A 25,334-nucleotide genomic window follows, 5' to 3' on the forward strand; every position below is an offset into this window, starting at 1 on the left:
CACTGCGGCAAGCGGGTGGCAGGTGAAAAGTCCGTGGCCGCGTAGGCCGGGCATTCCGGCTCTGAAAACCTGATTCAGCATCCTAAGCCAAAAAATATACGGCTCAGTACTGCGTCGGATTTAGTGTGGGCGGCCGTAAATCGGGGTTGAAGGTGAGGCTAAGCTGAGCAATGTGCCGCTGCCGGGCCTGGTTGGCGGTCGGGGATAGTAAATTCAGATAGCCGGCTTCCAGAGCCGTGGCTTTGGTGAACTGGTAGCCCACCGCTATTGCGGCCCGGTTCTGATCAAAAATGCCACCGATCAGATTACGCCCGAAGTTGAAGAGCAGCTCATTAGCTGCCGCGATATAAGGTGTACCCGGTTCTATTGCTTTTCCCCGTAAAGGCAGGGTCAGCCGCATTTGGTAGCGGAACCGATTCAGATACACCGGCTCTTCTTCCCCCGGGCGTGTCAGCCGCCGCTGTTCCAGACGGTAACGGTGCTGCATGCGCACCAGCCCCTGGTCGTCTTGCAGTATTAATTGCTCGTAAAGTCGGTGCTCGGGGGCCTGAATAGCTGCCGGTGCTTCATCAGCGCTGTACAGATCGACGTAGGAGTAACCTGCCGTGAGCACCACCTGAGGATTGGCAGTGTAGTTGACCCCCACGCGCACCTGGTTCTGCCGCAAGGTAGCGGCGCTGCGGGCCCGCCGAATCTGGGCATCGGCATGCAACCCCCATTTTCCGGTCAGCTGCGCATCAGTAGAGTACAGGAGCCACACATTTTCCACCGGCAATCTGTCCCTGTGGTCCAGCCCCTGTTGTGCCCGCACCCCCGCTGGAGTCAGCAGCAAGCTGACAAAGCAGCCAAGCAGGGAAAGAGAGAAAGGAGTAGCCGTGCACATACTCAATGTTACGGAATCATTACCAGTGTTATTTAATTGTTACCTGGTTTATTTTGGTGGTGCAGAATGGGTTACCCGGGGTCGAATAGCTTTGTGCGAAGCCGCCCGGTCCGAAAAGAGCTTTGGTGCCATGAATAGCTTTACCGGCTACCGCCGCGGCTTGATGCCTCGCGTAGGCACCGCGTCCAGCGGATTATCGGGCCAGAAGTGTTTGGGGTAACGGCCACGCAGATCCTTGCGCACGGCGAAGTAGCCCGTGGTCCAGAAGCTGCGTAAATCGCGGGTCACCTGCACCGGGCGGCGGGCGGGCGAAAGCAGATGAACGGTGAGTGGAACCCGGCCCCCGGCCACATGGGGCGTATCCAGCAGGCCAAACACTTCCTGGAGGCGCACCGCCAGCACGGGCGCAGCCGGGTTGCTGTAGTCAAGCGTAATGCGGGAGCCACTGGGAACTTCCAGCTGAGTTGGAGCCAGCCGTTCGAGCTCCTGGCGCTGGGACCAGCCGCCGGGCAGCCAGTTAAGCAACGCTTCGCCCAGATCCACCCGATTCACTTCGGCCAAGGTGCGTACGCTGTCCAGGTAGGGGCCCAGCCACGCCGGCAGCTGGTGGCAGAGTGCTTCATCAGCGACATCGGGCCAGGCCATGGGCTCCAGCTGATGCAGAAAGGCCAGTCGCTCGCGCACGTGCTGGGCCTCCGCGGTCCAGGCCAACCGGCTGATACCAGCCGTCTGCAATCCTTCCAGCAGGGCCGCGGCTATTGCTGCCGGCGCGGGCTGAGCCAGCGCGGTATCCGATAGGGTAAGGGCATTCAGGCGGCGCAGGCGGCGGGCGGTTACCCGGCCATTGGCCGCATCCCAACGGACTTCTTCCCGGGTTTCGATGAGGTCGGCAAAATACTTTTCCAGCTCGGCCAGCTCCACGGGGGCAGCCAGCCCGGCCCGGGGAGTGGTGGCCGGACCATCGAGATGGGCCACGGCAAAGAAGATATCATCCTTACTGAAGTACTCCGCCGGTAGCGTCGCCCGCTGACCCGTGACGAGCCGCACCCGTTCCGGCGTTTCCCGCTGAGCCAGGCGGTCGGGGTAGGCCAGGGCGGCCAGGATGCCCGCTGCATCGGCTTCCAAGGGAGTATCGCGGACGCCGGCGCGGTTGCGCAGCACAGCCGCGGCTTCGCGTACCCGCCGTACGGCGCCGGCATCGGGCAAAAGGCCCGGAAAAGGTGCCCGGCCCGTAGCCAGGGCTTCCAGCCGCAGCCGCAGATCGGGCGGCGCCGGCGTACCGTCGGCGGCGCGCAGGATGTCGCGCTCAGTGAGCAGGGCCGCCAGGGCGCAGGCGGTAGCGCCGTGGCCGATTTCCCGCCCCCGGATTACCAGATGGCCCAGGCGGGGCACCAGGCCCAGCCCCGCCATAGCCCGGCCGTGCGGGGTGGGGTGACCGGAGGGAGTGATGGCGCCCAGGCGTACCAGCAGGTCGCGGGCCTGGGTCAGGGCGACGGAAGGGGGAGCGTCGAGCCAACGCAGGGTGGCCGGATCGGGCGTACCCCAGAGGGCCAGCTCGAGGGCCAGCCCACTCAGATCCGCCGTCAGAATTTCGGGGGGCAGATGAGCCGGGCGCAGGGTGTGCTCGGCTGCGGTCCAGAGCCGGTAGCAGGTGCCGGGACCCAGGCGGCCGGCCCGGCCCCGGCGCTGGTCCGCCGCCGCCTGACTGACGGGCACCGTAGCCAGCGTGGTCAGGCCGGTGCGGGGCTCAAACTGCGGCACGCGGGCATAGCCGCCATCTATCACGACCTGAACCCCCTCAATGGTTAAGCTGGTTTCGGCGATGCTGGTAGCTAACACCACTTTGCGCCGGCCGGTCGGCGCGGGACGCAGGGCGGCATCCTGCTGCTCGGCCGGCAGCTCGCCGTGCAGCACGTGTAGGTCAACCGTATCGGGCAGCACGCCGGTCAGCTTTTCGGCCGTCCGGCGCTGGTCGCCCAAACCCGGCAGAAATACGAGCAGGTCGCCGGTGGCGTGGGTGCTCAGGCTTTCGCGGATGAGGGCGGGCGTGAGGGTTGCCAGTCGGTCGTTGGGGCGGTTGCCGGCGGCGGCCACGCGGGCCGGGGAAAGGTAGTGGGTGGTTACGGCGTGCTGCAACCCGGCACTGCGCACGACGGGAGCCCCGAGCCAGGCGCCCAGTCGCTCAGCCTCCAGCGTGGCGCTCATAATCAGCAGGCGCAGATCGGGACGGAGTACGGCCTGGGCATTGAGGGCCAGGGCCAGCCCCAGGTCGGCTTGCAGGCTCCGCTCGTGAAATTCATCGAACAGCACGGCCGCTACGCCTTCCAGCGCCGGGTCGTCCTGCAGCATGCGCGTCAGAATGACCTCGGTGGCGACTTCAATGCGGGTGTGCGCGGAAATCCGGCTTTCCAGGCGTACCCGGTAGCCTACGGTCTGGCCTACCGGCTCGCCCAGAATGCTGGACATCCGCGCCGCCGCGGCCCGGGCCGCCAGCCGCCGCGGCTCCAGCACAATAATGCGGCCCGTGGGCGGCATCCAGGAAGCTTCCAGCAGGGCCAGGGGCACTATCGTGGTCTTGCCGGCGCCGGGCGGGGCCTGCAAAACCGCGCAGGTAGCGGTGTCGAGCGTGGCGAGCAGCTCGGGCAGCGCGGCGCAGATGGGAAGGTCGGGGAGGCGCAAGAGGAGTGGGTATGGCGGTTAACGATCAACGGGCAGAAGTCGGTAGCCGCGGGCGGGACTGCCAGCCCATACGGCCAGACGATCTTTTGCCAGGCCTCAATACACCGCTACCGTCGGATCGACGCGCACGGACCAGGCGTGGATGCCGCCGCGCAGGTTGAGCAGATTGGTCAGGCCGTGCCGGTGCTGGAGGTAAGCCAGGGCCTGGGCCGAGCGCACCCCGTGGTGGCAGATGAGCACCACGGGGTGGTCGGTAGCCAGCTCAGCTACCTGGCCCGGAATGTCGCCCAGGGGAATCAGGCGGCTGCCTTCGATGCGGCAGTAAGCGTATTCTTCGGGCTCCCGCACGTCAATCAATTGCAGTATTTCGCCGCCCTGGAGGCGGGCGTGCAGGTCTTCGGGCGTGAGGTCGGGGAGCATAAGCGGGAAACGAAATTGCGGGGGCACGGGTAAAATTAGCCACTGACTGGTTAGCTTTGGCTGAATCTGGCGGTGGTCGTCAGATTATTCCGGTTCGCGGCCTACCCATCTCTTGCTTTTGCTGACTTCCCTTTACGAGTTCTGGACTTCCGCCGCGGGCAACACCCCGCTGGAATGGGTGGCCGTCGTCACCGGCTTTGCCTGCGTGTGGCTGGCGGCCCGCGAATCGCTCTGGAACTTTCCGGTGGCCATCGTCAGCTGCGGGCTCTATATCAGTGTGTATCACAGCGCCCAGTTGTATTCCGACCGCAATCTGCAGGGGGTATTCATTGCCCTGAGCCTGTACGGCTGGTACGAGTGGCTGTACGGTGGCACCCGCCGGTCGGCGCTGGTCGTAACCCGCACCCGGCCCGGCGAATGGGTGGGGATAGGGGTGGGCATCGTCGCATTCACCACCCTGTCGGGCTATTACCTGGGGCATTACACCGATGCGGCTCTGCCCTACTGGGACAGCTTCACTACGGCTGGGAGTCTGGCGGCGCAGTATCTGCTGGTGCGCAAGCGCCTCGAAAACTGGCTGCTCTGGATTCTGGTCGACATTATTTACGTGCCTATTCTGTGGTATAAGGAGCTGTATCCGACCAGCGGTCTGTATGCCGTATACCTCATTCTGGCCGGGTATGGCTACGTGGAATGGCGCCGCGCCGCCCGCGCCGCCGCTGCCCCCGCAATTCCGGCTGCCTGATGCTGCGCGTAGCCCTCACCGGCCCCGAATCGACGGGCAAAACTACCCTGAGCCGGTTGCTGGCCGAACAGTACCAGACCACCTGGGCGCCCGAATATGCCCGGGCCTACCTCGAAGCCCGCGGCCCAAACTACGGGCTGGCCGACCTGGAAACCATTGCGCAGGGCCAGCTGGCCGCCGAAGAAGCCGCCGCCGCGCAGGCCCACCGGGTGGTTTTCTACGATACGGACCTGCTAGTCATTAAAATCTGGTCAGAACACGCGTTTGGCCATTGTCCGGAGTGGATCCTGCGGCGCATCGAGCAGCGGCGCTACGACTTAGTGCTCCTGCTCGACGTAGACCTGCCCTGGGAGCCTGATCCTCTGCGCGAGCATCCCACTCACCGCCAGCATTTCTACAACCTCTACCACACCGAGCTGAGCAGTCAGGTTTCCAACTTCGCCGAAATCAGCGGTCCGCCCGCCCGGCGCTTCGAGCAGGCCTGCTATCTGGTCGATGAGCTGCTGGCCGGCGAAAATCGCGCGGGGCCGGCCACGTCCCGCTAACTGTTTGGGGTCGCCGGGGCTCAGTAAGCCAGTCCTTGGTTGGCGTTTTCCTGATCTACGTTCTGCCGCATGATTTATTTCCTCGAAAACGACCAGTGCCGCGTAGCCGTGCAAAGCTACGGGGCCGAGCTGAGCAGCTTTATCCGCCGGGATCTGCCGGAGCCGGGCGAGCTGGAATACCTGTGGCCGGCCGACCCGACGGTATGGGCCCGCCACGCGCCGGTACTGTTTCCTATCGTCGGCCGCCTCGCCAATGACACCTACCGGCATCAGGGCCGGGAATACCAGCTGCCCCAGCACGGCTTTGCCCGCGACCGGGAGTTTGCGCTTGTGCGCCAGTCCGCAACGGAGCTGGCTTTCGAGCTGCGGGCCGATGACGTCAGCCGGGCGGCGTACCCCTTCGAGTTCGTGCTGGTCATCAGCTACCGTTTACGCGGCCTGACGCTCACGGGGCAGTGGGAGGTGCATAATCCGGCGGCCGACGACGAGCTGCTGTTCAGCATTGGGGCGCACCCCGCCTTCCGCTGCCCGCTGCTGGCGGGAGAAAAGTTTGAGGATTACTCATTGCACTTCGACCACCCCGTAACCCTGGAGCGCCATCTGCTGCACGGTGGCCTGCTAACCGGCGCCACGGAGCGGGTGCTGAATCAACAAAACACGCTGCCGCTCACCTACGATCTTTTCGCCCAGGATGCGCTGGTGTTAAAGCACTTCGATTTCACCCGGATCAGCCTGCGCAGCCGCCATTCCGGGCGCGCCGTGCACATGCGCTTCGACGGCTTTCCCTATCTGGGCCTCTGGACGAAAGGGCCGGGCGCGCCTTTTGTCTGCATCGAACCCTGGCAGGGAATTGCCGGCTCCGTTGATGGACCTATGGAGCTGGCCGAAAAGGAAGGCATTCTGACGCTGGCCCCCGGCCGGCAGTTTTCGGCCGCTTACTCCATCACGATAGAGTAAGCCGGGGGCCTGCATCCCGGTAGCCCGGGCCCATAAGAAAGTTTCTGATCAGCCCCAGCTTATAGTAAGCGGCCCTTTCGCCCCGGCCTCCTGCTCGCGTCAGCCACGCCTGACGAGGAGGAAAGCCAGGGCGAAAGGGCCGCTGTGCGAGGAAGAAAAACTACAGCAGGATAGGGGTGCTGGGACGAATGGGCACCTTCGGCCGGTTGTAGTCGGGCTCCCAGTCGTTGACGGGGCGGGTGATGCCGGGCGGCAGGTCCAGGTCGGGCAGGCCGTCGTCGAGCGGTTCGCCGCCGTCGTCGTCACTGTCGGGAAAGGGGGGTTGCTGGTAGCGCCGCCGGGGCATTACCATAAAATAAGCGAGAATGCAGAAGACCACGAGGGCATAGACAAGGCTGATCATGGCGAGGGCAGTGAAAGACGACGGAAACCCAATGAGCCGGCGGGCGGTAGTGGAGTAACGGCCCGCAGGGGGGAGTTGTTTTGGCCTAAATCAACTTTTTGGGCCGCTACTGCTTTCCTAAGATAGTTGATTATCAGCCTAAAGTAAAGGTCGACGGATAAGCTGATTTGGAAGGGCAGACCATAGGCCCTAGTTTTGCCGCATAGTTTAGGGGTGTCCCACCATCGGCAACGATGCCGTGGGGCTGAGATCATACCCATTGAACCTGATCCGGGTAATGCCGGCGAAGGGAACAAACGATCCGCGAACGTGAAAACCTTTTGCGCCGACCCCTGGCGTAGGGCCCGTTCCACTTTTTCTTTTTTACCCGTTGAAAAATTTCCTGGTTTTGGGGGCGGCGCTGCTGGCGCTGCCCTACTCGTCGGCGTGGGCGCAAGGCCCCGTGTCCGGCACAGTTACGGATGCCCGCACGGGCCTGGTGCTGCCCGGCGCCACCGTGGTGCTCGATGGCACGGCCAGTGCCGCCACCGATGCCGCGGGCACTTTCTCTATCCCGGTTGTACCGGCCGGGGCCCACGAGCTGCGGGTTACCTTTCTGGGCTACGAGCCGCTGGTGCAGCCGGTGCGGGGGCAGCTGGCTGCGCAACGGCTGACCAGTCTGCTCCGGCCCGGTGGCGTGCTCACCGGTGAGGCGCTGGTCACGGCTTCCCGCGCCAACGACCGCACGGCCACGGCCTATACCAACGTCAGCAAGGAGCAGCTCCAGGCCCGCAACTTCGGCCAGGACCTGCCCTACCTGCTCGACCAGACGCCCTCGGTGGTGGTGACTTCCGATGCCGGGGCCGGCGTGGGCTACACCGACATCCGCATTCGGGGAACGAGCAACACGGGCATCAACATGACCATCAACGGGGTGCCGCTGAACGATGCGGAGTCGCACGGGTCGTTTCTGATCAATCTGCCCGATCTGGCTTCGTCCATCAACACCCTGCAGGTGCAGCGCGGCGTGGGTACCAGCCAGAACGGCGGCGCGGCCTTCGGGGCCAGCATCAACATCAGCACCCTGGAGAATCGCACGGAGGCATACGGGGAAACCCAGAACTCCGTCGGCTCCTTCAACACCTGGAAAAACAACGTCTCCTTCGGTACCGGGCTGCTGAACGGGCACTTCACCGTAGATGGCCGCCTGTCGCGCATCAGGTCGGAGGGCTACATGAACCGGGCGGCGTCGGACCTGAAGTCGTACTATTTTGCGGCCGGCTACCAGCATAAGCAGACGCTGCTGAAGTTCATCACCTTTTCGGGGCGGGAGAAAACCTACCAGGCCTGGAACGGCGTACCCGAACCCGCCCTGACCGGCGACCGGGCCCTGGCGCAGCGGTTTGCCGACAACTACGCCCTCAGCGACGGGGATGCCGAGCGGGTGCTGCGCGAAGGCCGGCGCTACAGCTACTACACCTACGACAACCAGACCGACAACTACCAGCAGAACCACTACCAGCTGCACCTCACCCAGGGTCTGGGTGCCGACTGGAACCTGGGCGCGGCCCTGCACCTGACCCGGGGCTTTGGCTACTACGAAAACTACCAGGCTGCTCAGGCCCTGGCCAAGTACGGCCTGGCCGACGTCATCGTCGGCGTCGATACCATCACGGCTACCAACCTCATCAATCGGAAGTGGCTGGACAACTATTTCTACGGCGGTACTTTTGCCCTGAACTACCAGCCCCGGGCCAACGACGCGTTTCAGGCGACGGTAGGCGGCGCCTGGAACCAGTTTGTCAACGACCACTACGGTGAGGTGATCTGGGCCCAGTATGCTTCCAACGGCCCGATCCGTCAGCGCTACTATTTCAACGACGCCCGCAAAACCGACTACCATGCCTACGCCCGCGCCACCTGGCAGGTAGCGCCCCGCCTGGGCGTGTACGCCGACGCGCAGGTGCGCCACATCACCTACAACCTCGACGGGCTGGAAGAAGGCCAGGTGGACGTGCGCACCCGGGCCCGCTACACTTTCTTCAACCCCAAAGCCGGCATTACCTTTTCGCCAACGGCCGGGCAGCAGCTCTACGCCAGCTATGCTGTGGGCCAGCGCGAGCCGGTCCGCGCCGACTTTACCGACCGCCCCGCCGGCCAGCCGCTGCCCCGGGCCGAGCGGCTCGACGACGTGGAAGTAGGCTACCGCTTCGCGCAGCCCGAATCTACGGTGCTGGGTCCGCATACGGCCCTGCGGCTGGAAGCCAACTATTTCTACATGCGCTACCGCAACCAGCTGGTGGCCACGGGCCAGCTCGACGCCGTGGGCACACCGCTGCGCACCAACGTGGGGCGCAGCTACCGCACCGGACTGGAGCTGACGGGCTCGGCTTCGGCCAACGACCAAGTAAGCCTGAGCAGCACACTGACCCTGAGCCGCAACCGCGTGCTGGACTACCGCCAGATCCTGTTCGACAGCGGCTTCGCCCCCATTATAGCCGCCGAGACCCGACCGTCCACCATTTCCTATTCGCCGGCGGTGGTGTCGGCGCACACGCTGGAAGGGCAGCCATTGAAGGGCCTGCGGGTGGCACTGCTCTACAAAACCGTGAGCCGGCAGTATTTGGATAACTCGGCCAGCGAGGACCGTCGCCTCAAGCCCTACCAGGTGCTGGACTTACGGCTGCGCTACACCATCCGGCCGGCTTGGGTGAAGGAAATCGAGCTGGGGCTACTGGTCAATAATATACTCAACCGCGAGTACGTGGCCAACGGCTACACCTACGGCAACCTCGACGCCGCCGGCCAGCAGCTGAACTACAACTTCTACTACCCCCAGGCCACCCGTAATTTTCTGGCGTCGGTGGGCGTGAAGTTCTGAACCACGGATTCGTCCGGATTTTTTGGATTGGTCGGATTTTGCGGACGGCGCGAATTTTGGGTCTTCCCGACAGAAACCTCGGAAAACAAAAGACAGAAAGGTTACCCACTCGGGTGGCCTTTCTGTCTTAATAATCGTCCACAAAATCCGACGAATCCGAAAAATCCGGACGAATCCGTGGTCAAATGATTAGCCGGACACCGCCCAGCTCCGATATCTGGTAGGGAAACCGGTCGCCGGGGGAGCCGATGAACATGAAGTTTTTCGGGATGCACCATTCAGTCGAGAGCTCCTCAATCAATGCCGGGCCGAAGTGGCCTTGCATGGTCACAAACTCGACTTCGATCTGCTCGTAGGCCCGGTCCAGCACGTTGATGTCGGTGAGCAGCTCGGGCGACACGGTTTCGCCTTCGTTGAGTAGCGTTACGATCTTGAGGCGGGTGGTAAACTCGTTTTCCACCACGTAGGCCATCACCTTGTTGAGGTTCGAGACATTGTCGCCCTTGGTGAAGAATACGAACTCCTGCTGATGCAGCTCCCGCAGCTTGCGCTTGACGAGCAGCCGGCCGAAGCGTGAAAACCGGGTATGCTCGGTAACCGAATTCACCGCCGCCAGCGTCAGGGTCAGAATGGAAGTACGGTTGAGCATCACGTACACCACCAGCATGGCCGGCAGGAAGTACTGCAGGAATACAATCAGGTAGTCGGGGTGCATCTTGATGTTGCCGTACAGCGCCAGCAGGATGCTCAGCAGCGCCACCGTCACGGTGAGAATACCGGCGTACACCGGCCGCGGCAGGTTCGGGCGCTTGCTTTTGAGCAGGAAGTTGCCCAGGGCAAAAAACGCCATAACCGCCAGAAACGAAATGGTATACACCCCCGCCAGCGGCCCCAGCTGCCCGCGGGTGATCAGCAGCACCGACACGCAGAGCAGGAAAAAGGTGATGAGAATGACGTAGTTGCTCTTAGCCTTGTTTTCCCGCAGGAAAAACTGGGGCAGGATCCGGTCCAGGGTCATGCGCTTCATCAGCCCGCTCACGCCCACGAAGGAAGTCAGCACCGCCCCGCTGAGCACGGCCACGGCATCCACCGAAATCAGGATGCCCAGCCACGGGCCGCCGGTGGTGGTGCCCAGGTAGGCCAGCAGGGTTTCGGTGTGCGGGCCTACTTCGGTCAGGGGCAGCGCGGCCACCACCAGAAAGGCAATGACGGGGTTGAAAAAGCTTACTACCACCCACATGTTGCGCAGGGTTTTGCCGAACACGCCCGGGGCCTGCTCCTCGACGAAGTTGGCCGAGCTTTCGAAGCCCGAGATGCCCAGCATGGCCGCGCTGAACCCCAGAAAAAGGGCCGTCAGCAGGCTACCGCCCGGCAGGGGCCGCGCAAAGTTTACCGACATCGTATCCAGGCTGTGGGTGGCCAGAAACCAGATCGTAGTCCCCACCAGCAGGGTGAGCGAAACCAGATGCACCAGAAAAATGCCCACCGCCACCTTCGCCGACTCCGAGATGCCCAGAATCGTGAGGGCCAGAAACAGCCCCAGCAGCCCCAGCGTGGCGCCGATGATGGGCAGCCCAGCCCAGAGTGTGTGCAGGTAGTGCATGGCCTCGGAAGCCGAAATAACCGCCGTGGCCATATACGACAGGATGGTGAGGCAGGCGGCCAGCGCGGCGTTGCGCTTGCTGGTGGTGTTCAGCAGCACGTTGTAGGCCCCGCCGTTGAGGGGCAGCGCCCCTACTACTTCCCCGTAGATGGAGCGGAACAAAAACAGCACCGCCCCCACCATCAGCAGGGCCACCCAGGCGTATTGCCCGGCGTAGGCAATGGCCAGGGCCGATACGTACAGGCACGATGATGAAATATCGTTGCCGCAGATAGCGGTGGCTTCCAGCTCGTTTAGTTTTTTTTCGTGGCTCATAGGTAGGAGGGCGGAGAATGACAAGGATTGCTGCCTGTACGCAGACAACAGTGGTTTTGAATATCGGAACAGCTAAAAATATGGTCTGAGCGGCCACCCGGCCGTCGGGACCCCGGGAGCCGCGGAGCCGGAAAATGCGCTGCCGCCGGCCCAAACCATCGGCGGCAGCTGCCTGTTCCGCAGGCGGAAACTCCTATCTTTGAGCCCGATTCCCCACCCAACAACTTCCTTATGTCATCCCAAGCTGACGTCCTCTCGCCCAAAGCTAAAGCAGCCAGTCACCACGGCTCCCTGAACGCGGCCGGCTTCACCGATTACTTCGACCTCGACGGCCTGCTCACTGAGGAGCACAAGCTTATCCGGCAGAGTATTCGTGACTTCGTGAAGAAGGAAATCAATCCGAACATTGAGAAGTGGGCCCAGGACGCGCACTTCCCCTCCGAAATCGTGCGCAAGTTCGGCGACGTGGGCGCTTTCGGCCCCACCATCCCCACCGAGTACGGCGGCGGCGGGCTCGACTACATCAGCTACGGCCTGATCATGCAGGAAATTGAGCGCGGCGACTCGGGTATGCGCTCCACGGCCTCGGTGCAGGGCTCGTTGGTGATGTTTCCGATCTACGCCTACGGCTCGGAGGAGCAGCGCCGGAAGTACCTGCCCAAGCTGGCCTCCGGCGAGTGGCTGGGCTGCTTCGGTCTCACCGAGCCCGACCACGGTTCGAATCCCGGCGGCATGACCACCAACATCAGGGACATGGGCGACTACTATCTGCTCAACGGGGCTAAGCTCTGGATCAGCAACTCGCCCGAGTGTCAGGTAGCCGTGGTGTGGGCCAAGGATGAGAATGGCCGCATCAAGGGCGTGCTGGTGGAGCGCGGCATGGAAGGCTTCACCACCCCCGAAATCCACAACAAGTGGAGCCTGCGCGCCAGCACTACCGGCGAGCTGGTATTTCAGGACGTGAAAATCCCCAAAGAAAACATCCTGCCCAACATCGACGGCCTGAAAGGTCCGCTCAGCTGCCTCGACTCGGCCCGCTTCGGCATTGCCTGGGGCGCTATCGGCGCGGCCATCGACTGCTACGAGTCGGCGCTGCAATACTCGCTGGAGCGCGAGCAGTTCGGCAAACCCATCGGCGGCTTCCAGCTCCAGCAGAAGAAGCTGGCCGAGATGCTCACCGAAATCACCAAGGCCCAGCTGCTGGTGTGGCGCCTTGGGGTGCTCAAAAATGAAGGTAAAGCCACTTCGGCCCAGATTTCAATGGCCAAGCGCAACTCGGTGGAAATTGCCCTGCACATTGCCCGCGAAGCCCGCCAGATTCACGGCGGCATGGGCATCACGGGCGAGTACCCCATCATGCGCCACATGATGAACCTCGAATCGGTGGTCACCTACGAGGGCACCCACGACATTCACCTGCTCATCACCGGCGCCGATATCACCGGCATTCAGGCGTTCAAGTAAGCCGCATTACGTATCTTCAAACGGCCGCTCTGCATACAGGGCGGCCGTTTTTGGGTTTTATGCTGCTGCGCTTATGTTTTCGTTCGAGTTTTTTTAATCCTCTGCTGCGGTTCATGGCGGTCTGCTACCCGCTGGGCTGGCTGGTCGTCTGTGCCATTTTCCTGACGCTGATCCGGTCAGCCAATGGCGTTAGCGTAAGAGTCGTCCGAACGGGGTAGCGGCGCGGCCGACTCTTACGCCAGGATGCGTCGCTACCTTGTTTCAGAGGTCTGAGAATTTAACTCAAACTGCTTCTGAGCAATGAAAATGACGGATGGTTTTCAGCGGTTGAGCCAGCCGGGTTTTATCCCAGCCCCGCAAACGAGTACTGCGCGTCGCTCCAGAAAACGTCCAGCGCCATCAGGCGGGGCTTGAAGAACGAAATCAGCGCCGGCCAGTCGTCGCGGCTGAATATATTTACCGGAGTCAGCTCCTGGAAAATGCGGCTCCGGGGCTGGCCGTGGGCATCCAGGGCGTCGGCTTCCCAGCGCCAGGGCTGGCCGGTGGTTTCGTGCAGCAGGGTTTTCAGCGCCTCAAACTGCTCGAAATACGTTGCCCGCACCGTGGCATCCGGGTGAGTCAGCTCGATGCTGATGGTGGCGTGGCGCACATCGGCGTGCAAGCGGAAGGACAGGTGCTTGACGCCGGTTTTGTAGTTGATCCAGTTGGTGGGCAGCCCTTCGGCGGAAGGCACGGGCGCCATGTACTGCCCAAAGGTGGTCCAGAAGGCCTGACGCAGCTGCGCGGTTTCGGCTTTGCTATACATATAAAGCAGAATGAATTTCGGGTTGGGAAAATACGGTTTCCGGCGCTGGGTAAGTTGGCGGCCTGACAGCGGCGGCGCCTGATTGGGAGTTCGGGCGCGGTAAGCTGCCTGCGGTCCTGTACATTGGCCCCATGAAACCTGCTCCCGCTCCGTCGGCCCCCGATCTGGTCCTCCTGGAATGCCTCGTGGCCGGCACCACCCACCGCGAAAATCTCCAACAGCACGAACCCGGCCTCTACCTCGGCCAGATATTGCGTCTGGTTCGTGAGGCCGACAGCAAGTACGACGACTGGGCCGTGAAAGTGCTGACCACCGAAGCTGAAGGGGACGTATGGCTGGGCTACTTACCCGACGTGCGCAACGAAACCAGCGCCCGCCTGCTTGACGCCGGCTATGAGCTCACGGCCCGCATCACCCACAAAGCCTGGGAGGACGACTGGCTGCAGCTCGAAATCGAAGTGCTGCTGCCCGGCGGCCGTGACTAAGCGCTTACCCGGCCCAGACGCTAGAGCGCGTCGGCCAGGGCCAGTACCTGCCGGCGGGCCGCCGCTATTTCGGGTGCGTCGGGGAAGGTTTGCTGCACCCATTGCGTAAAGCTGCTTACCATTTCGCCCACGGCCTGCCGGCTGCTGGCCGGCGCCGGGGTGGCTTGAGTGTCGGCCGGCGGCTGGGGTAAGGCTTCTTCCAGACCCAGCATGCTTAGTACGTCGCTTACAAACACCATTCCGCACACCTGCATAGCCTGGTAGAGCTGTACCAGTTCCGGCATGGTCAGAGTCAGGGCTTCTGCGGGCTGCAACTGGCCCAGGCGGGCAATTATCGGCTCCAGCGCCGTCGGTTGCAGCGCGCCTAACGCCACTACGGCCCGCATGAACGGCTGCTCACCCGCTTCTGGCAAGGAATGGACCAGCAGCAGGGCCAGCCGCATCATCTGCAATTGCGGGTCGGTGAAGCGGATGGTGGCTACCGTGGGCGCGGGCGGCGGGTTAGCGGCTACGTAGTGCGCAAACGCCGCTTCCACGCGCAGCCGGTGCAGCCCCACCAGTAGCGTGGGGGGCAGGTGCTGCTCCAGGGCGCCCAGAAACGTGCCGCTCAGTTCCAGACAATAGTTTTTTAGCGTGGCCAGCCGGGTATTATCAATGTTCATCTGCTGGCGCACGTAAGCCAGCACCGGCACCGCCAGGGACGTATCGAGCACCAGGCCGCCCACCAGGAGTAAATCGTAGAGTTGGCGCGGATTTTCTGCCAGCGCCTGCACCAGCCGGGCATGGCTGCTGATAGTGTTGAGCTGGGCTACCTGGGCCGCGGCGAGGCCGGTGAGGGCGGCTATCTGCCGGGGCAGCTCGTCGTGGGGGCGGCTCAGGAGCTCGGCGCAGGCCATGCCGTGCAGGGAAAGCGCGTGGGCCAGCTGGTCGTAGAAATCAACGGGCAGTGAGTGGAGCCAGGTGGCAAACGGAGCGGAAGCGGACATAAAGCGGCAGCGGATGAAGCCGCAAATTACGCACGCGCCAGCCAGTCGTTGGCCACCAGAAAGTCACTGACGCGGTGCTTTTGCTAATATGGTTAGATAAACGAGGCGTACAGGCCGGTCAGCCAGCTTTTTTTGCTAAAAATGGGAGGAATCAGCCCGCCGTTGTGTTACCTTTCAGCTACCAAACTCCCGCTCCACATCATGCGCGAAACTTATCTATCCGGGGACAACGGCCACATGGACGCCTCCGAAAAAGACTTTGATAAAGCCCTCCGCCCCCTGTCCTTTTCCGACTTCGCGGGGCAGGATAAGGTGGTCGATAACCTGCGCGTGTTCGTGGCCGCCGCCAGGCAGCGCGGTGAGGCGCTCGACCACGTGCTGCTGCACGGCCCGCCCGGCCTGGGCAAAACCACGCTCTCGCACATCATTGCCAACGAGCTGGAATCGGGTATTAAGATGACCAGCGGCCCGGTGCTCGACAAGCCTTCGGACCTGGCCGGCCTGCTCACCAACCTGGAGCCCAACGACGTGCTCTTCATCGACGAGATTCACCGCCTCAACCCGGTGGTGGAAGAGTACCTGTACTCGGCGATGGAGGACTACCGCATCGACATCATGCTCGATTCGGGCCCGAATGCGCGGTCGGTGCAGATTTCGCTGAGCCCGTTCACGCTCATCGGCGCTACTACCCGCTCGGGCATGCTCACCGCGCCGCTGCGGGCCCGCTTCGGCATCTCGGCCCGCCTCGAGTACTACGATTCTACGCTGCTGACCAGTATCGTGAAGCGCTCGGCCGAAATCCTGGGTACGCCCATTCACGCCGATGCCGCCTTCGAAATTGCCCGCCGCTCGCGCGGTACCCCCCGGATTGCCAATAACCTGCTGCGCCGTACCCGCGACTTTGCTCAGATCAAAGGCACCGGCACCATCACGGTCGATATTGCCCAGTTCGCCCTCAATGCCCTCGACGTGGACCACAACGGCCTCGACGACATGGACAAGCGCATCCTGAATACCATCATCGACAAGTTTAAGGGTGGTCCCGTGGGCATCAGCACCATTGCCACGGCCTGCGGCGAAGAAGCCGAAACCATTGAGGAAGTATACGAGCCCTTCCTGATTCAGGAAGGCTACCTTAAGCGCACCTCCCGGGGCCGCGAGGCCACCGAAGCCGCCTATAAGCACCTGGGCAAGCTCATGCCCCAGCACCTGCGCGGCAACACCACCGACTTATTCGGCGCAGAAGGGTAAGCTGGTTGTTGGTTATTCGTTTTTGGTTTTTGGACCTTTACAACACGAAGCGTGTCTGAACTTCTCAGGCACGCTTTGCTTTTATCCGGAAACAGAGAAGGAAAGTGTATTGACTAAAAACGAATAACCAAAAACCAAAAACCAGATGCTCCCTACCGCCCAATACACTGCTTTCATCAAACGCCGGGCTCTGGAGCTGGGCTTTATGTACTGTGGCATTTCGAAGGCGGAATTTTTGGAGGAGGAGGCCCCGCGCCTCGAAAACTGGCTCAACCGCAACATGCACGGCCAAATGGCCTACATGGCCAACCACTTCGATAAGCGACTCGATCCACGCCTGCTGGTAGACGGGGCCAAATCGGTGGTTTCCCTGCTGCTCAACTATTACCCGGCAGAAGAAGATCAGCAGCAAGACGCCGACACGCTCAAAATCAGCAAATATGCCTACGGTCGCGACTATCACTTCGTCATCAAAGACAAGCTCAAGACGCTGCTGCAGGATATTCAGCAGGAAATAGGGGAGGTAGGCGGCCGCTGCTTCGTCGATTCGGCCCCGGTGCTGGATAAGGCCTGGGCCAAAAAGAGTGGGCTGGGCTGGGTGGGTAAAAATGCCAACCTGATTACGCCCGGCACCGGCAGCTTTTACTTCATTGCCGAGCTTATCCTGGACCTGGAGCTGGACTACGACGGCCCCATCAAGGATTACTGCGGCACCTGCACCAAATGCCTGGATGCCTGCCCCACCGGGGCCATCACCGAGCCCTACGTGGTCGACGGCAGCAAGTGCATCAGCTATTTCACCATTGAGCTCAAGGACCAGATTCCGACGGAAATGGCCGGCAAGTTTGGTAACTGGGTATTTGGCTGCGACATCTGCCAGGATGTGTGTCCCTGGAACCGGTTCGCCAGGCCGCACAGTGAGGCTCAGTTCAAGCCCAACCCGCAGTTGCCCCACCTGAGTGCTACCGACTGGCAGGAAATTACCCACGAGCTGTTCTCGGAGCTGTTCCGGCAGTCGGCCGTGAAGCGCACGGGCTATGCGGGGCTAACGCGTAATATCCGGTTTGTAACGGAGTAGGCGAGAACGTCAGAAATGATCGGGAGCAGGCTAAGCCGCCTGGGCAAAAACGCGGTTCAGGATACGATGATACACTTTAGCAAATTGCTGATAGCACCACGTCTTGAGTTGCAGCAACTCAGTGGGTACCAGCATCCGAAATGCTTTGCGCAGCTCTTTTTCAAAGAGAATTTTGTCAAAGCTGACTTTAAGCAGGATGGTTTTCACGTATTCCAGCATCGGTCAAAAGTTTTAGAAGGGTTGGGTAGGAGGTAACAGAGCAGCAGACGAAGAGAGTATGGGAAGGCTTTACGAAAAGCCTCTAAGGGCTTAAGGGGTTTTTGGAGCGTTATTGAAAGATACAAGAATTAATCTTGATAGTGCAAGCTCAACCGGCATGATTCTGCCACTTGTACCAACAAAAAAGGAACGGCCTTAGCCGTTCCTTTGGGGTAGAGAAGCTGTTACGTTTGAGTTAATAAATGAACAGGTTAGCCAATTGGTTGGCTACGGTGGCCGTTACCGGCTCATCAAAAGCTTCCCCCAGACTGATGAGGGCCTGCGCTTTTGTCCCACTGACGATAGGAGTAGTATCGGCAGGAAACAGCCGTACGGGAGTACCGGGTATCGCCTGCACGGTCACGTCTTCGCCGGCGTAAACTGCTTCCGTAGCGCCCACTACAGTAATTGAATCGTCGCTTTTACTGATCCAGTTCCGGACGTTGGCACCCAGGGCCCGCCGCATGCCCCGGATGTGGGCCGCGTGGCGGGCTTCCACGGCATGAATTTGCAGCGCGGCCTGTAACAAGTCATTGTCGGCCATCAGAAACTCCACCTGCCCTTTATAGGCGCGTACTCCCGCGTCTTCGAGGAGCTGAGCAACTTTGAGGAAGGTGCCGAAGTTGGTAAAAACGTCCGCGAACAGTGCGGGCTTCGTCCCGTTTTTGCTGCCCGTAAAGTCAAAGTTGGGCTTAGCCGGTACGGTGGCACTGGAGCTTTGCAGCTGCTGTTGGAAAAAGGTCACGTGAGCCTGCTCGTGCCCCTGAATTTGCTGGATAACCGGTCGAGTACCGGCCGCGAAGATCAGCGTGCCGGCCTGGCCGGCGGCTAACGCCTGGCTATAAAACTCATTCTCCAGGTGCTCCAGCCGGAGCGCCAGGGTGAAGGCGTCGAGAATAGTCTGCGTGGTGCCGCCATAGGCTTTTTGGAGCACGGCCCCGAGCCCCAGAGGAACAGCAGTAGCCGCCGCCCGCCGGCTCAGTTTGCCGAGGCTGCTTAGTACGCTCCGGCGGGCACTTAGCCGTTGATAAGCTTCCGGGTCAACCTCAGCCAGAGTAGCAAATAATTTGAAGATGTTCATACGAAAAGAGACGTCGGCGGCAACCGGAATTAAGAGGTGGGAAGCTGGGAAGCGTCAACAGCAAATGGAAGAAACGGCGCGGCGGCGGCGAGTACTTCCCGGGGCGTCAGGGCAATATTGAACCCGGTAGAATCGCCGGCGGTAGCAATAATGGTAGCATCCGGAGTGGCCAGGGAATTGGGCTGGAGGGCATCCCGGATGAAGGCGGCATGCCGGGCTTCGACAGAAGCTATTTTGGCCAGCAATACCAGGTAAGCGCTGCTGGAAACCAGCTTGCCCACGCCATTGTAAGCCGCTACCCCCAGATCTTCGAATTTTTTGGCCGCCGTAAGTACGTTCAGGCGGGACGTAAAGGAAATGGAGCTGAAGTCGAAGACAAGGGTTGGAATAGCGTTATCGAGCAGCGCAAATTTGAAAAATTCCCGGTGAATAACCTCATGGTCGCGCAGGTCGGTTAGCGCCGCCAGCTCTCCGGGCAGCAGATCGGTCAGCTTCGCATCCAGTACCTTCTGATAAAAAGCGGCTTCGAGCTGCTCCAGCAGGTAAGCATAATTGAGCAGCCCAACATCACCGGCCGGCAAGGTCAATACATTCGGATTGGCTCCGGCCGGAGGGGTCGGATCGTCTTTGCCACACCCGGTCAGTACCAGTGCCGACGTAGCGGCCGTAGCTCCGGCTAGCTGAAAAAAAGAACGGCGGCGCATGCTGCGGGCCAGAAAAGAGGTTATCATAAGCAGACAATCACTGAGCAAGGCCGCGACAAGCCCGGCGCTAAATTTTACGAAGGTAACCTGTTATGGTGAGATGCTCTAAACCGGGCCTGAGGTTGCATGAAAAAGGCGTCCCTGTTTTGGGGACGCCTTTTTCAGAAACAAGAACGGGCGCTTTAGAAATTAGCGGTAGCGCGGGCAATAGCCGTTACCGTAGTGTTGTCGAGGCCTTCATCGAAGGCTGCGCTCACGTCAGCGGCAGAGTAAGTGGCTCCGAGAGCAGTAGTCAGGTTGGCGATGCCACCCTGAGCCAGGTTGCTCTCCGCCGGGAACGTAGCGGCCGGGTTGCCAGCACCGTATACTACGGCCGGAGCACCGTTAGCTTCCGCATTGTTGATCCAGGGGAAGATAGTGGTCTGGTTGCCGGCCGTAGCCCCACGCCGCATGTAGCGGATACGCGCCGCATGACGAGCTTCCACCGAATGGATCTGCAACGCTACCGTCAGCAGGTTCACCACCGTACCGCCTACCGTTGGGTTGAGGGTGCGGGGAATGTTGTTAGCCTGGCCTTTGTAAGCCCGTACGCCCGTGTCTTCCAGGGCCTGAGCCGTGGTGAGGAAGCCGTCGTAGGTAGCGAAAGCCCCCTTGAAGTCGAAGCCGTTGGCCGGCGCCGGGGCCGCTGCCGAGCCCAAAGCGGCGGTCAGCAGGTTTACGTGCGCCAGTTCGTGGGTCCGGATGGTCTCAATGGCCGCGCGGTCGACACCGGTCAGGACCGGCGTGAGCGTAGCGGCCTTCAGAGCCTGATCGTAGAAGCTGAACTCCAGCCGCTCAAGCAGCAGGGCATAGTTCAGAATATCATTTGGGTTGGTCAGCGTATTCTGGGCCATAGCCTTGTTGAAGGCGGAGCCAATGGCAATAGGAGCTGCGGCGAGGGCCATCTTCTTGCTGATGTCGCCGAGCATGCTCAGAGCACTACGGCGATGCGAAAGGCGGTCCATAAGTTCTGGATCCACCTTTTCCAGCTCGGAAATTATCTTGAACAGGTTCATATGAAGAGAAGTCAGAGGTGAGGGTGGTGGATTACTTACCGACGTTGTCGCCGTTGATTTTTTCCTTGATGAAGGCCTGAGCAGCCCCCAGAACGGTCGCTACCGACAGCGCCTGGTCGAGGCCCGAAGCATTTACTACATCACTGCCCGAGAAGCTGCCCGGCGTGATCAGGTCACGGATGTAAGCAGCGTGCCGGGCTTCCACCGATACAATTTTGCCGGCCAGCAGCAGATAAGTTGGGTTCTGGATCAGTTGTCCGGCGCCGTTGTAAGCGCCAACGCCCAAATCCTCGAAGGTTTTGGCGGTCGTCAGCACCGAGGTACGGTCGGAGAAGGTGACTTTGCTGAAATCCGGAGTCAGGCCCGGGATAATCATCGTGGGCGCGGCGGCCGTGATGGCCGCTTTGAAGAAGTCGCGGTGAATGGCCTCGTGCTTGGCAATGGCAGTCAGCGCGGCTCTCTCGTCGGCTGAGATATTAGCGTACGGGGTGGCGATAACCTGCGCGTAGAAGGCGGCTTCGAGCTGCTCCAGGGCGTAAGCGTAGTTCAGCACACCAACATCACCGCTACCCAGGCTCACGATACCGGGTTGGACGACGTCATCGTTTTCATCATCGCCGCAGCCTGACAACAGCAGAGCAGTAGCTCCGGCCGTAGCACCGGCATACATGAAGAAAGAGCGCCGTTTGATGGGTACGTATAGCGGCTTAGCGAATTCCGCTTCGTCCCCGCCGGAGTTGAGGAGTTTAGACATGAGATGGGGTGGTTAGGATGAAAAGAAAAAGCAAAATGCTTCCGAAACGGCTTGGATAAGACGTTTGTCAAGGTAAATCCAGAAGCGGAAGGGTATTTGAAAGCCATTTACGGCCGGCTCAGAAAAACGGATTGACAAGGCACCTTTTTTTTTGTATGCGGAATCGGGGATATAGAGCATGAGTGGTAGCGCCAAGCGGGGCTACGCGAACTGGACAGGCTTTTTGCGTAGTTTTGAAGCCTTCTTTAAAAAGCTTGAAATGTCCGTGCCGCAGTGTTTTTTAGGCTTCCTGCTTTTTTGGCTGACCACAATCGGGTCCCTACGCGCCCAGCCGGCCCCGGTAGCCGCCGACGTTGTGTTGGGGAGTGCAGCAGTTTCCATAACGGACTACTACACCATCAGCTTCCGGCTACGCGGGGCCCCCCTGGAGAAGTACTCCGCGTTTCCGGATCTGGAAGGGTTCAAGAAAAGTGGCAAGTCCAGTACGACCACAACCCGCGTTATAGGGGGGCAGACTTCCGTCGAGCTAACCATCACGCAGCGCTACGCCGCTTATGCCGAGGGCGACTACGTTATAAAGCCCTTCGTAATGACCATCAATGGGCTGCCGGTTCGCTCGGCCGGCGGCAGTGTGAAAATAGCGCCCCAGCCTGCCGCCGCCCCCGCCGCTCCTGGTCCCGTGCAGGGCTTGGGGCTGCTGGATCAGCTGTTTGGTAAGCCTAAGCCCCAGGAATATGTGGAGCTCCAGGACAACGCCTTTCTGGCCCTGGTCCCCGATAAAACCAGCGTGTTCGTGGGCGAAGGGGTCCATATCGGGGTATATTTCTATCTCACGCCCGCCGACCAGGGGCTGTTGAATTTCTACGATCTGACCCGCCAGTTGCCTGTCATACTCAAGCAGCTGCGCCAGTCTACGGTGTGGGAGGAGCCGTTTAATGACCAGGAGATTCTGCCCGAAACAGTAATGGCCGGCGGCAAGCAGTATCTGCGCTACCGCCTGTACGAGGCCGAGCTGTACCCCCTGAACGCGCAGCCGCTCACCTTTCCGGCCGTAGCCTTGCAGATGATCAAGTACCGGGTAGCCAAAAAGCCGGCGGAAGGGCTGGATAACCGGCTGGAAGGCTATAAAACTTACCTGAGCCAGCCCCGCGTCATCACCGTGAAGCCCCTGCCGCCGCACCCGTTGCGCGACCAGGTGCCCGTGGGCAACTACCGGCTACGCGAAACCATCGACCGGACTGCTTTTCGCACGGGCGAAGCGTTTCGCTACGGCTTGGTGGTGGAGGGGGAAGGTAATCTGGCCGCGCTGCCGGCCCCGGTGGTACCCGCCACTGCCGGGTTGGAAGTCTATGGCCCGGAGGTGGAGCAGAGCCTGACCCGGCAGGTGGGCCGGGTGGGCGGCAGCAAGCGGTTCAGCTACCGGCTGGTGGCCCGCCGGCCCGGCGTGGTACCGCTGGATACCCTGTTCTCCCTGGTGATATTCAATCCGGCCACCGTTCGCTACGATACGCTACGGGCGGAGCTGCACCCGGCGGTTGGCGGCTCAGCGCAACGGGTTTCCACCTTCGATTCATTACCAGACGATGCTTTTTACCGGGAGGTACTCAACAGTGCCGATAACACGCTGCGTCCGTTGGACGAATATGCGGACGTGCGCCGGTACGCCAACATTATCCTGGGGCTGCTGCTTACGGTGGCCGCTTTTAGCTGGTGGCGCAGCCGTAACTAGATAAAGGTCAGGGGCAGTGCCGGGGTAAAAGCGGCTGCCGGATGGGCGGGCAAGTAAACCAGGTACCGCCGGGGAGCTTCCCGGGGTGGCTGGTGGCGGAGATTTTCATGGAAACTGCGCTTTCTTTGTTGTGCAGGCTGGGTTCCTCCGTTGTGGTGCCCGAAGCATATTCACCATTTTCTGAAGTATCAAGTTGCTGGGCTGTCCATGAGTAATTCCTTCGGTTCCATATTTCGCATTACCACGTTTGGCGAGTCGCACGGCGTGGGTATAGGGGTGATTATTGACGGCTGCCCGGCGGGCGTGGCGCTGGCTGCCGATGAGATTCAGCAGGCCCTGGACCGGCGGCGCCCGGGCCAGTCGGACCTGACCACCCCGCGCAAGGAAGCCGATCAGGTGGAAGTGCTGTCCGGCTTATTTGGCGGCTACACCACCGGCACTCCCATCAGTCTGCTGATTCGCAACCAGGACCAGGCCAGCCACGACTACTCCCACATCGAGCACGCCTATCGCCCTTCGCACGCCGACTACACCTATGACCAGAAGTACGGCCGGCGCGACTACCGCGGCGGCGGGCGCAGCTCGGCCCGCGAAACGGCTGCACGCGTGGCTGCCGGGGCCGTGGCCGCCGCGCTGCTGCGTACGGTTGGCATCAGGGCCCAAAGCTACGTATCGCAGGTGGGGGCCGTGGCCGTGCCGGTGGGCTACGAGCAGCTCGATCTGAGCCTGATTGATACCAACCTGGTGCGCTGCCCCCACCCCGAAACGGCCGACCGCATGGCGGCGCTGATCCGCCAGACCCGCGACCGGCACGATACGGTGGGTGGCATCGTGACGGGCGTGGCCCTGGGGGTGCCGGTGGGGCTGGGCGAACCAGTATTCGATAAGCTGCACGCCGAACTGGGCAAAGCCATGCTGAGCATCAACGCCGTGAAGGGCTTCGAGTACGGCTCCGGCTTCGCCGGCACGCTGCTGTTTGGCTCGGAGCACAACGACGCCTTTTATACCGATGAGGCCGGGTTGGTGCGTACCCGCACCAACCATTCGGGCGGAATTCAGGGGGGCATCTCCAACGGGCAGGATATCTATTTCCGCGTGGCCTTCAAGCCCGTGGCCACCATTCTGCAACCCCAGGCCACCATCAACGACCAGGGCGAAGAAATTATGCTGGCCGGCAAAGGCCGCCACGACCCCTGCGTGCTGCCCCGGGCCGTGCCCATCGTTGATGCCATGACCAATCTGGTGCTGGCCGATATGCTGCTGCGGGCCCGGGCCAATAAGGTCTAGCGCAGGGGGCGGTCCGCGGCCGCTGTTGAATCCGGGGTTGGAGGCCGAAAGCGTAAACCAGCCGCTTCCTTATTCCTGATGTACCTTTGCAACATATAGCGCGTGGCACGGTTTCACCGCCGAACACGTTACCTTGTCGTCGGCGTTTCGCGCCGTTACCATTCGTCTCCAAGTCCTTCAAACATGGCTGATACCCTCACTGCTCCCGTTGGTCCGGTTTCCATTTACGCCGAAGCCAGCCCCAACCCCGAATCCATGAAGTTCGTGCTCAACTCGACGCTGCTCAGCGACGGGGTCAGCGTGGATTATCCGAACCTCGAAGCGGCCACCAACTCCCCGCTGGCCCAGGAGCTGTTCAACTTCGACTACGTGGGCCGCGTCTTCATTGCCGCCAACTTCGTCACCGTCACCAAAAACTCCGACCTCACCTGGACCCACCTCATTCCCGAGCTGCGCACCTTCCTGAAGTCGTATATCGAGGCCAACGGACCGATCTTCACCGTCGATCCGGCCGCTGAGCAGAAAGCTGCCCAGCAGGCTGCCGCCACCGGCGACGCCTCCGAGCAGGATCAGCAGATCAGCCAGAAGGTTATCGACCTGCTCGAGAATTACGTGCGTCCCGCCGTGGAGCAGGACGGCGGCAACATCACCTTCCGCTCGTACAAAGCCGGGGTGGTCACCGTGAATCTACAGGGCTCCTGCTCGGGCTGTCCTTCTGCCACCGTCACGCTTAAGTCGGGCATCGAAAACCTGCTCAAGCGCATGGTGCCGGAAGTAACGGAAGTAGTTGCCGAAGGCATTACGGTGTAAGCTTCCCCTTTTGAGAATGTAAAAGCCCTTCCGGATACTTATCCGGAAGGGCTTTTTTGTGCTTTCGGCAGCTCGTCGGCCGCCGCCGGTGGTACTCTGCACGGGGCCTGAGAAGCTGTTTGAGTTAGTTTTGTTGGATGCAAGCAGCCTCCATTTCAGCCGTTCGGAAACGGTATA

General features: G+C 61.3%; 23 protein-coding genes and 1 riboswitch. Of the genes, 11 read left to right on the plus strand and 12 right to left on the minus strand.

All coding sequences use genetic code 11. From position 1 onward, the window contains the following. Positions 1 to 103: 103 nt before the first annotated feature. From ABD833_RS12755 to ABD833_RS12765, 3 genes are all read right to left on the minus strand, one after another. Positions 104 to 760 (minus strand): DUF2490 domain-containing protein, encoded by a 657-nt coding sequence (locus tag ABD833_RS12755; RefSeq protein WP_345073466.1) that lies wholly within the window; start codon positions 758 to 760, stop codon positions 104 to 106. A 270-nt stretch (positions 761 to 1,030) separates the two neighbouring features. Then, positions 1,031 to 3,562, minus strand: a complete 2,532-nt coding sequence (gene hrpB / locus ABD833_RS12760; RefSeq protein WP_345073467.1) for an ATP-dependent helicase HrpB — start codon at positions 3,560 to 3,562, stop codon at positions 1,031 to 1,033. Positions 3,563 to 3,658: 96 nt separating this feature from the next. Continuing rightward, positions 3,659 to 3,982, minus strand: a complete 324-nt coding sequence (locus ABD833_RS12765; protein ID WP_345073468.1) for a rhodanese-like domain-containing protein — start codon at positions 3,980 to 3,982, stop codon at positions 3,659 to 3,661. 118 nt (positions 3,983 to 4,100) lie between these two features. Here ABD833_RS12765 and pnuC point away from each other — a divergent pair, with 118 nt between their 5' ends. The 3 genes from pnuC (at position 4,101) to ABD833_RS12780 (ending at position 6,229) form a co-directional block, all read left to right on the plus strand. Then, entirely contained in the window at positions 4,101 to 4,727 is a 627-nt protein-coding gene (gene pnuC, locus ABD833_RS12770) for a nicotinamide riboside transporter PnuC (RefSeq protein ID WP_345073469.1), read from the plus strand. Beyond that, entirely contained in the window at positions 4,727 to 5,272 is a 546-nt protein-coding gene (locus tag ABD833_RS12775) for an AAA family ATPase (protein WP_345073471.1), read from the plus strand. The genes pnuC and ABD833_RS12775 overlap by 1 nt, the downstream gene beginning before the upstream one ends. A 69-nt stretch (positions 5,273 to 5,341) precedes the next feature. Further along, complete coding sequence (locus tag ABD833_RS12780) at positions 5,342 to 6,229, plus strand: aldose 1-epimerase family protein (RefSeq protein ID WP_345073473.1); 888 nt, start codon at positions 5,342 to 5,344, stop codon at positions 6,227 to 6,229. A 160-nt stretch (positions 6,230 to 6,389) separates the two neighbouring features. On the opposite strand, the gene ABD833_RS12785 is transcribed toward ABD833_RS12780, so the two are convergent. Further along, the gene (locus tag ABD833_RS12785; protein ID WP_345073474.1) at positions 6,390 to 6,632 is read right to left on the minus strand and encodes a hypothetical protein; all 243 of its coding nucleotides are present in this window, start codon (positions 6,630 to 6,632) and stop codon (positions 6,390 to 6,392) included. Between the two features lie 199 nt (positions 6,633 to 6,831). Next, a riboswitch (TPP riboswitch) is annotated at positions 6,832 to 6,943 on the plus strand. Positions 6,944 to 7,002: 59 nt separating this feature from the next. Here ABD833_RS12785 and ABD833_RS12790 point away from each other — a divergent pair. Further along, positions 7,003 to 9,492 (plus strand): TonB-dependent receptor, encoded by a 2,490-nt coding sequence (locus ABD833_RS12790; RefSeq protein ID WP_345073475.1) that lies wholly within the window; start codon positions 7,003 to 7,005, stop codon positions 9,490 to 9,492. Between the two features lie 181 nt (positions 9,493 to 9,673). Here ABD833_RS12790 and ABD833_RS12795 read toward each other — a convergent pair whose 3' ends face one another. After that, entirely contained in the window at positions 9,674 to 11,410 is a 1,737-nt protein-coding gene (locus ABD833_RS12795) for an APC family permease (protein WP_345073477.1), read from the minus strand. A gap of 231 nt (positions 11,411 to 11,641) precedes the next feature. Between ABD833_RS12795 and ABD833_RS12800 the strand changes: the two genes are divergently transcribed. After that, entirely contained in the window at positions 11,642 to 12,874 is a 1,233-nt protein-coding gene (locus ABD833_RS12800; protein WP_345073478.1) for an acyl-CoA dehydrogenase family protein, read from the plus strand. Positions 12,875 to 13,217: 343 nt separating this feature from the next. Here ABD833_RS12800 and ABD833_RS12805 read toward each other — a convergent pair whose 3' ends face one another. Next, on the minus strand, positions 13,218 to 13,679 hold the full coding sequence (locus ABD833_RS12805) for a DUF4268 domain-containing protein (protein ID WP_345073480.1): 462 nt from the start codon (positions 13,677 to 13,679) through the stop codon (positions 13,218 to 13,220). Positions 13,680 to 13,810: 131 nt separating this feature from the next. Between ABD833_RS12805 and ABD833_RS12810 the strand changes: the two genes are divergently transcribed. Continuing rightward, positions 13,811 to 14,164 (plus strand): HIRAN domain-containing protein, encoded by a 354-nt coding sequence (locus tag ABD833_RS12810; RefSeq protein ID WP_345073482.1) that lies wholly within the window; start codon positions 13,811 to 13,813, stop codon positions 14,162 to 14,164. Positions 14,165 to 14,184: 20 nt separating this feature from the next. On the opposite strand, the gene ABD833_RS12815 is transcribed toward ABD833_RS12810, so the two are convergent. Further along, positions 14,185 to 15,150 (minus strand): hypothetical protein, encoded by a 966-nt coding sequence (locus ABD833_RS12815; RefSeq protein WP_345073483.1) that lies wholly within the window; start codon positions 15,148 to 15,150, stop codon positions 14,185 to 14,187. A gap of 201 nt (positions 15,151 to 15,351) precedes the next feature. Between ABD833_RS12815 and ruvB the strand changes: the two genes are divergently transcribed. Next, positions 15,352 to 16,401 carry a Holliday junction branch migration DNA helicase RuvB gene (gene ruvB, locus ABD833_RS12820; RefSeq protein ID WP_345073484.1) on the plus strand — a complete coding sequence of 350 codons (1,050 nt, stop codon included), beginning with the start codon at positions 15,352 to 15,354 and terminating at the stop codon, positions 16,399 to 16,401. Positions 16,402 to 16,546: 145 nt separating this feature from the next. Further along, the gene (queG, locus tag ABD833_RS12825) at positions 16,547 to 17,479 is read left to right on the plus strand and encodes a tRNA epoxyqueuosine(34) reductase QueG (RefSeq protein ID WP_345073485.1); all 933 of its coding nucleotides are present in this window, start codon (positions 16,547 to 16,549) and stop codon (positions 17,477 to 17,479) included. 30 nt (positions 17,480 to 17,509) lie between these two features. Here queG and ABD833_RS12830 read toward each other — a convergent pair whose 3' ends face one another. The 5 genes from ABD833_RS12830 to ABD833_RS12850 form a co-directional block, all read right to left on the minus strand. After that, a complete protein-coding gene (locus ABD833_RS12830) occupies positions 17,510 to 17,698 on the minus strand; it encodes a hypothetical protein (RefSeq protein WP_345073487.1) in 189 nt (62 codons plus the stop codon). Positions 17,699 to 17,933: 235 nt separating this feature from the next. Continuing rightward, the gene (locus tag ABD833_RS12835) at positions 17,934 to 18,818 is read right to left on the minus strand and encodes a ferritin-like domain-containing protein (RefSeq protein ID WP_345073488.1); all 885 of its coding nucleotides are present in this window, start codon (positions 18,816 to 18,818) and stop codon (positions 17,934 to 17,936) included. Positions 18,819 to 18,847: 29 nt separating this feature from the next. Next, positions 18,848 to 19,549, minus strand: coding sequence for a ferritin-like domain-containing protein (locus ABD833_RS12840; RefSeq protein ID WP_345073490.1), 702 nt, complete (start codon positions 19,547 to 19,549; stop codon positions 18,848 to 18,850). A 155-nt stretch (positions 19,550 to 19,704) separates the two neighbouring features. After that, positions 19,705 to 20,541 (minus strand): ferritin-like domain-containing protein, encoded by an 837-nt coding sequence (locus tag ABD833_RS12845; protein ID WP_345073491.1) that lies wholly within the window; start codon positions 20,539 to 20,541, stop codon positions 19,705 to 19,707. A 67-nt stretch (positions 20,542 to 20,608) separates the two neighbouring features. Beyond that, positions 20,609 to 21,331, minus strand: coding sequence for a ferritin-like domain-containing protein (locus ABD833_RS12850; protein ID WP_345073493.1), 723 nt, complete (start codon positions 21,329 to 21,331; stop codon positions 20,609 to 20,611). 265 nt (positions 21,332 to 21,596) lie between these two features. Here ABD833_RS12850 and ABD833_RS12855 point away from each other — a divergent pair, with 265 nt between their 5' ends. The 3 genes from ABD833_RS12855 (at position 21,597) to ABD833_RS12865 (ending at position 25,157) form a co-directional block, all read left to right on the plus strand. Further along, entirely contained in the window at positions 21,597 to 23,060 is a 1,464-nt protein-coding gene (locus ABD833_RS12855) for a BatD family protein (protein ID WP_345073495.1), read from the plus strand. Between the two features lie 207 nt (positions 23,061 to 23,267). After that, complete coding sequence (aroC, locus tag ABD833_RS12860) at positions 23,268 to 24,347, plus strand: chorismate synthase (protein ID WP_345073496.1); 1,080 nt, start codon at positions 23,268 to 23,270, stop codon at positions 24,345 to 24,347. A gap of 183 nt (positions 24,348 to 24,530) precedes the next feature. Continuing rightward, positions 24,531 to 25,157, plus strand: coding sequence for a NifU family protein (locus ABD833_RS12865; protein WP_345073499.1), 627 nt, complete (start codon positions 24,531 to 24,533; stop codon positions 25,155 to 25,157). The last annotated feature ends 177 nt before the right edge of the window (positions 25,158 to 25,334 follow it).

Source organism: Hymenobacter fastidiosus (genome assembly GCF_039539565.1).
GTDB classification, from domain to species: Bacteria; Bacteroidota; Bacteroidia; order Cytophagales; family Hymenobacteraceae; genus Hymenobacter; species Hymenobacter fastidiosus.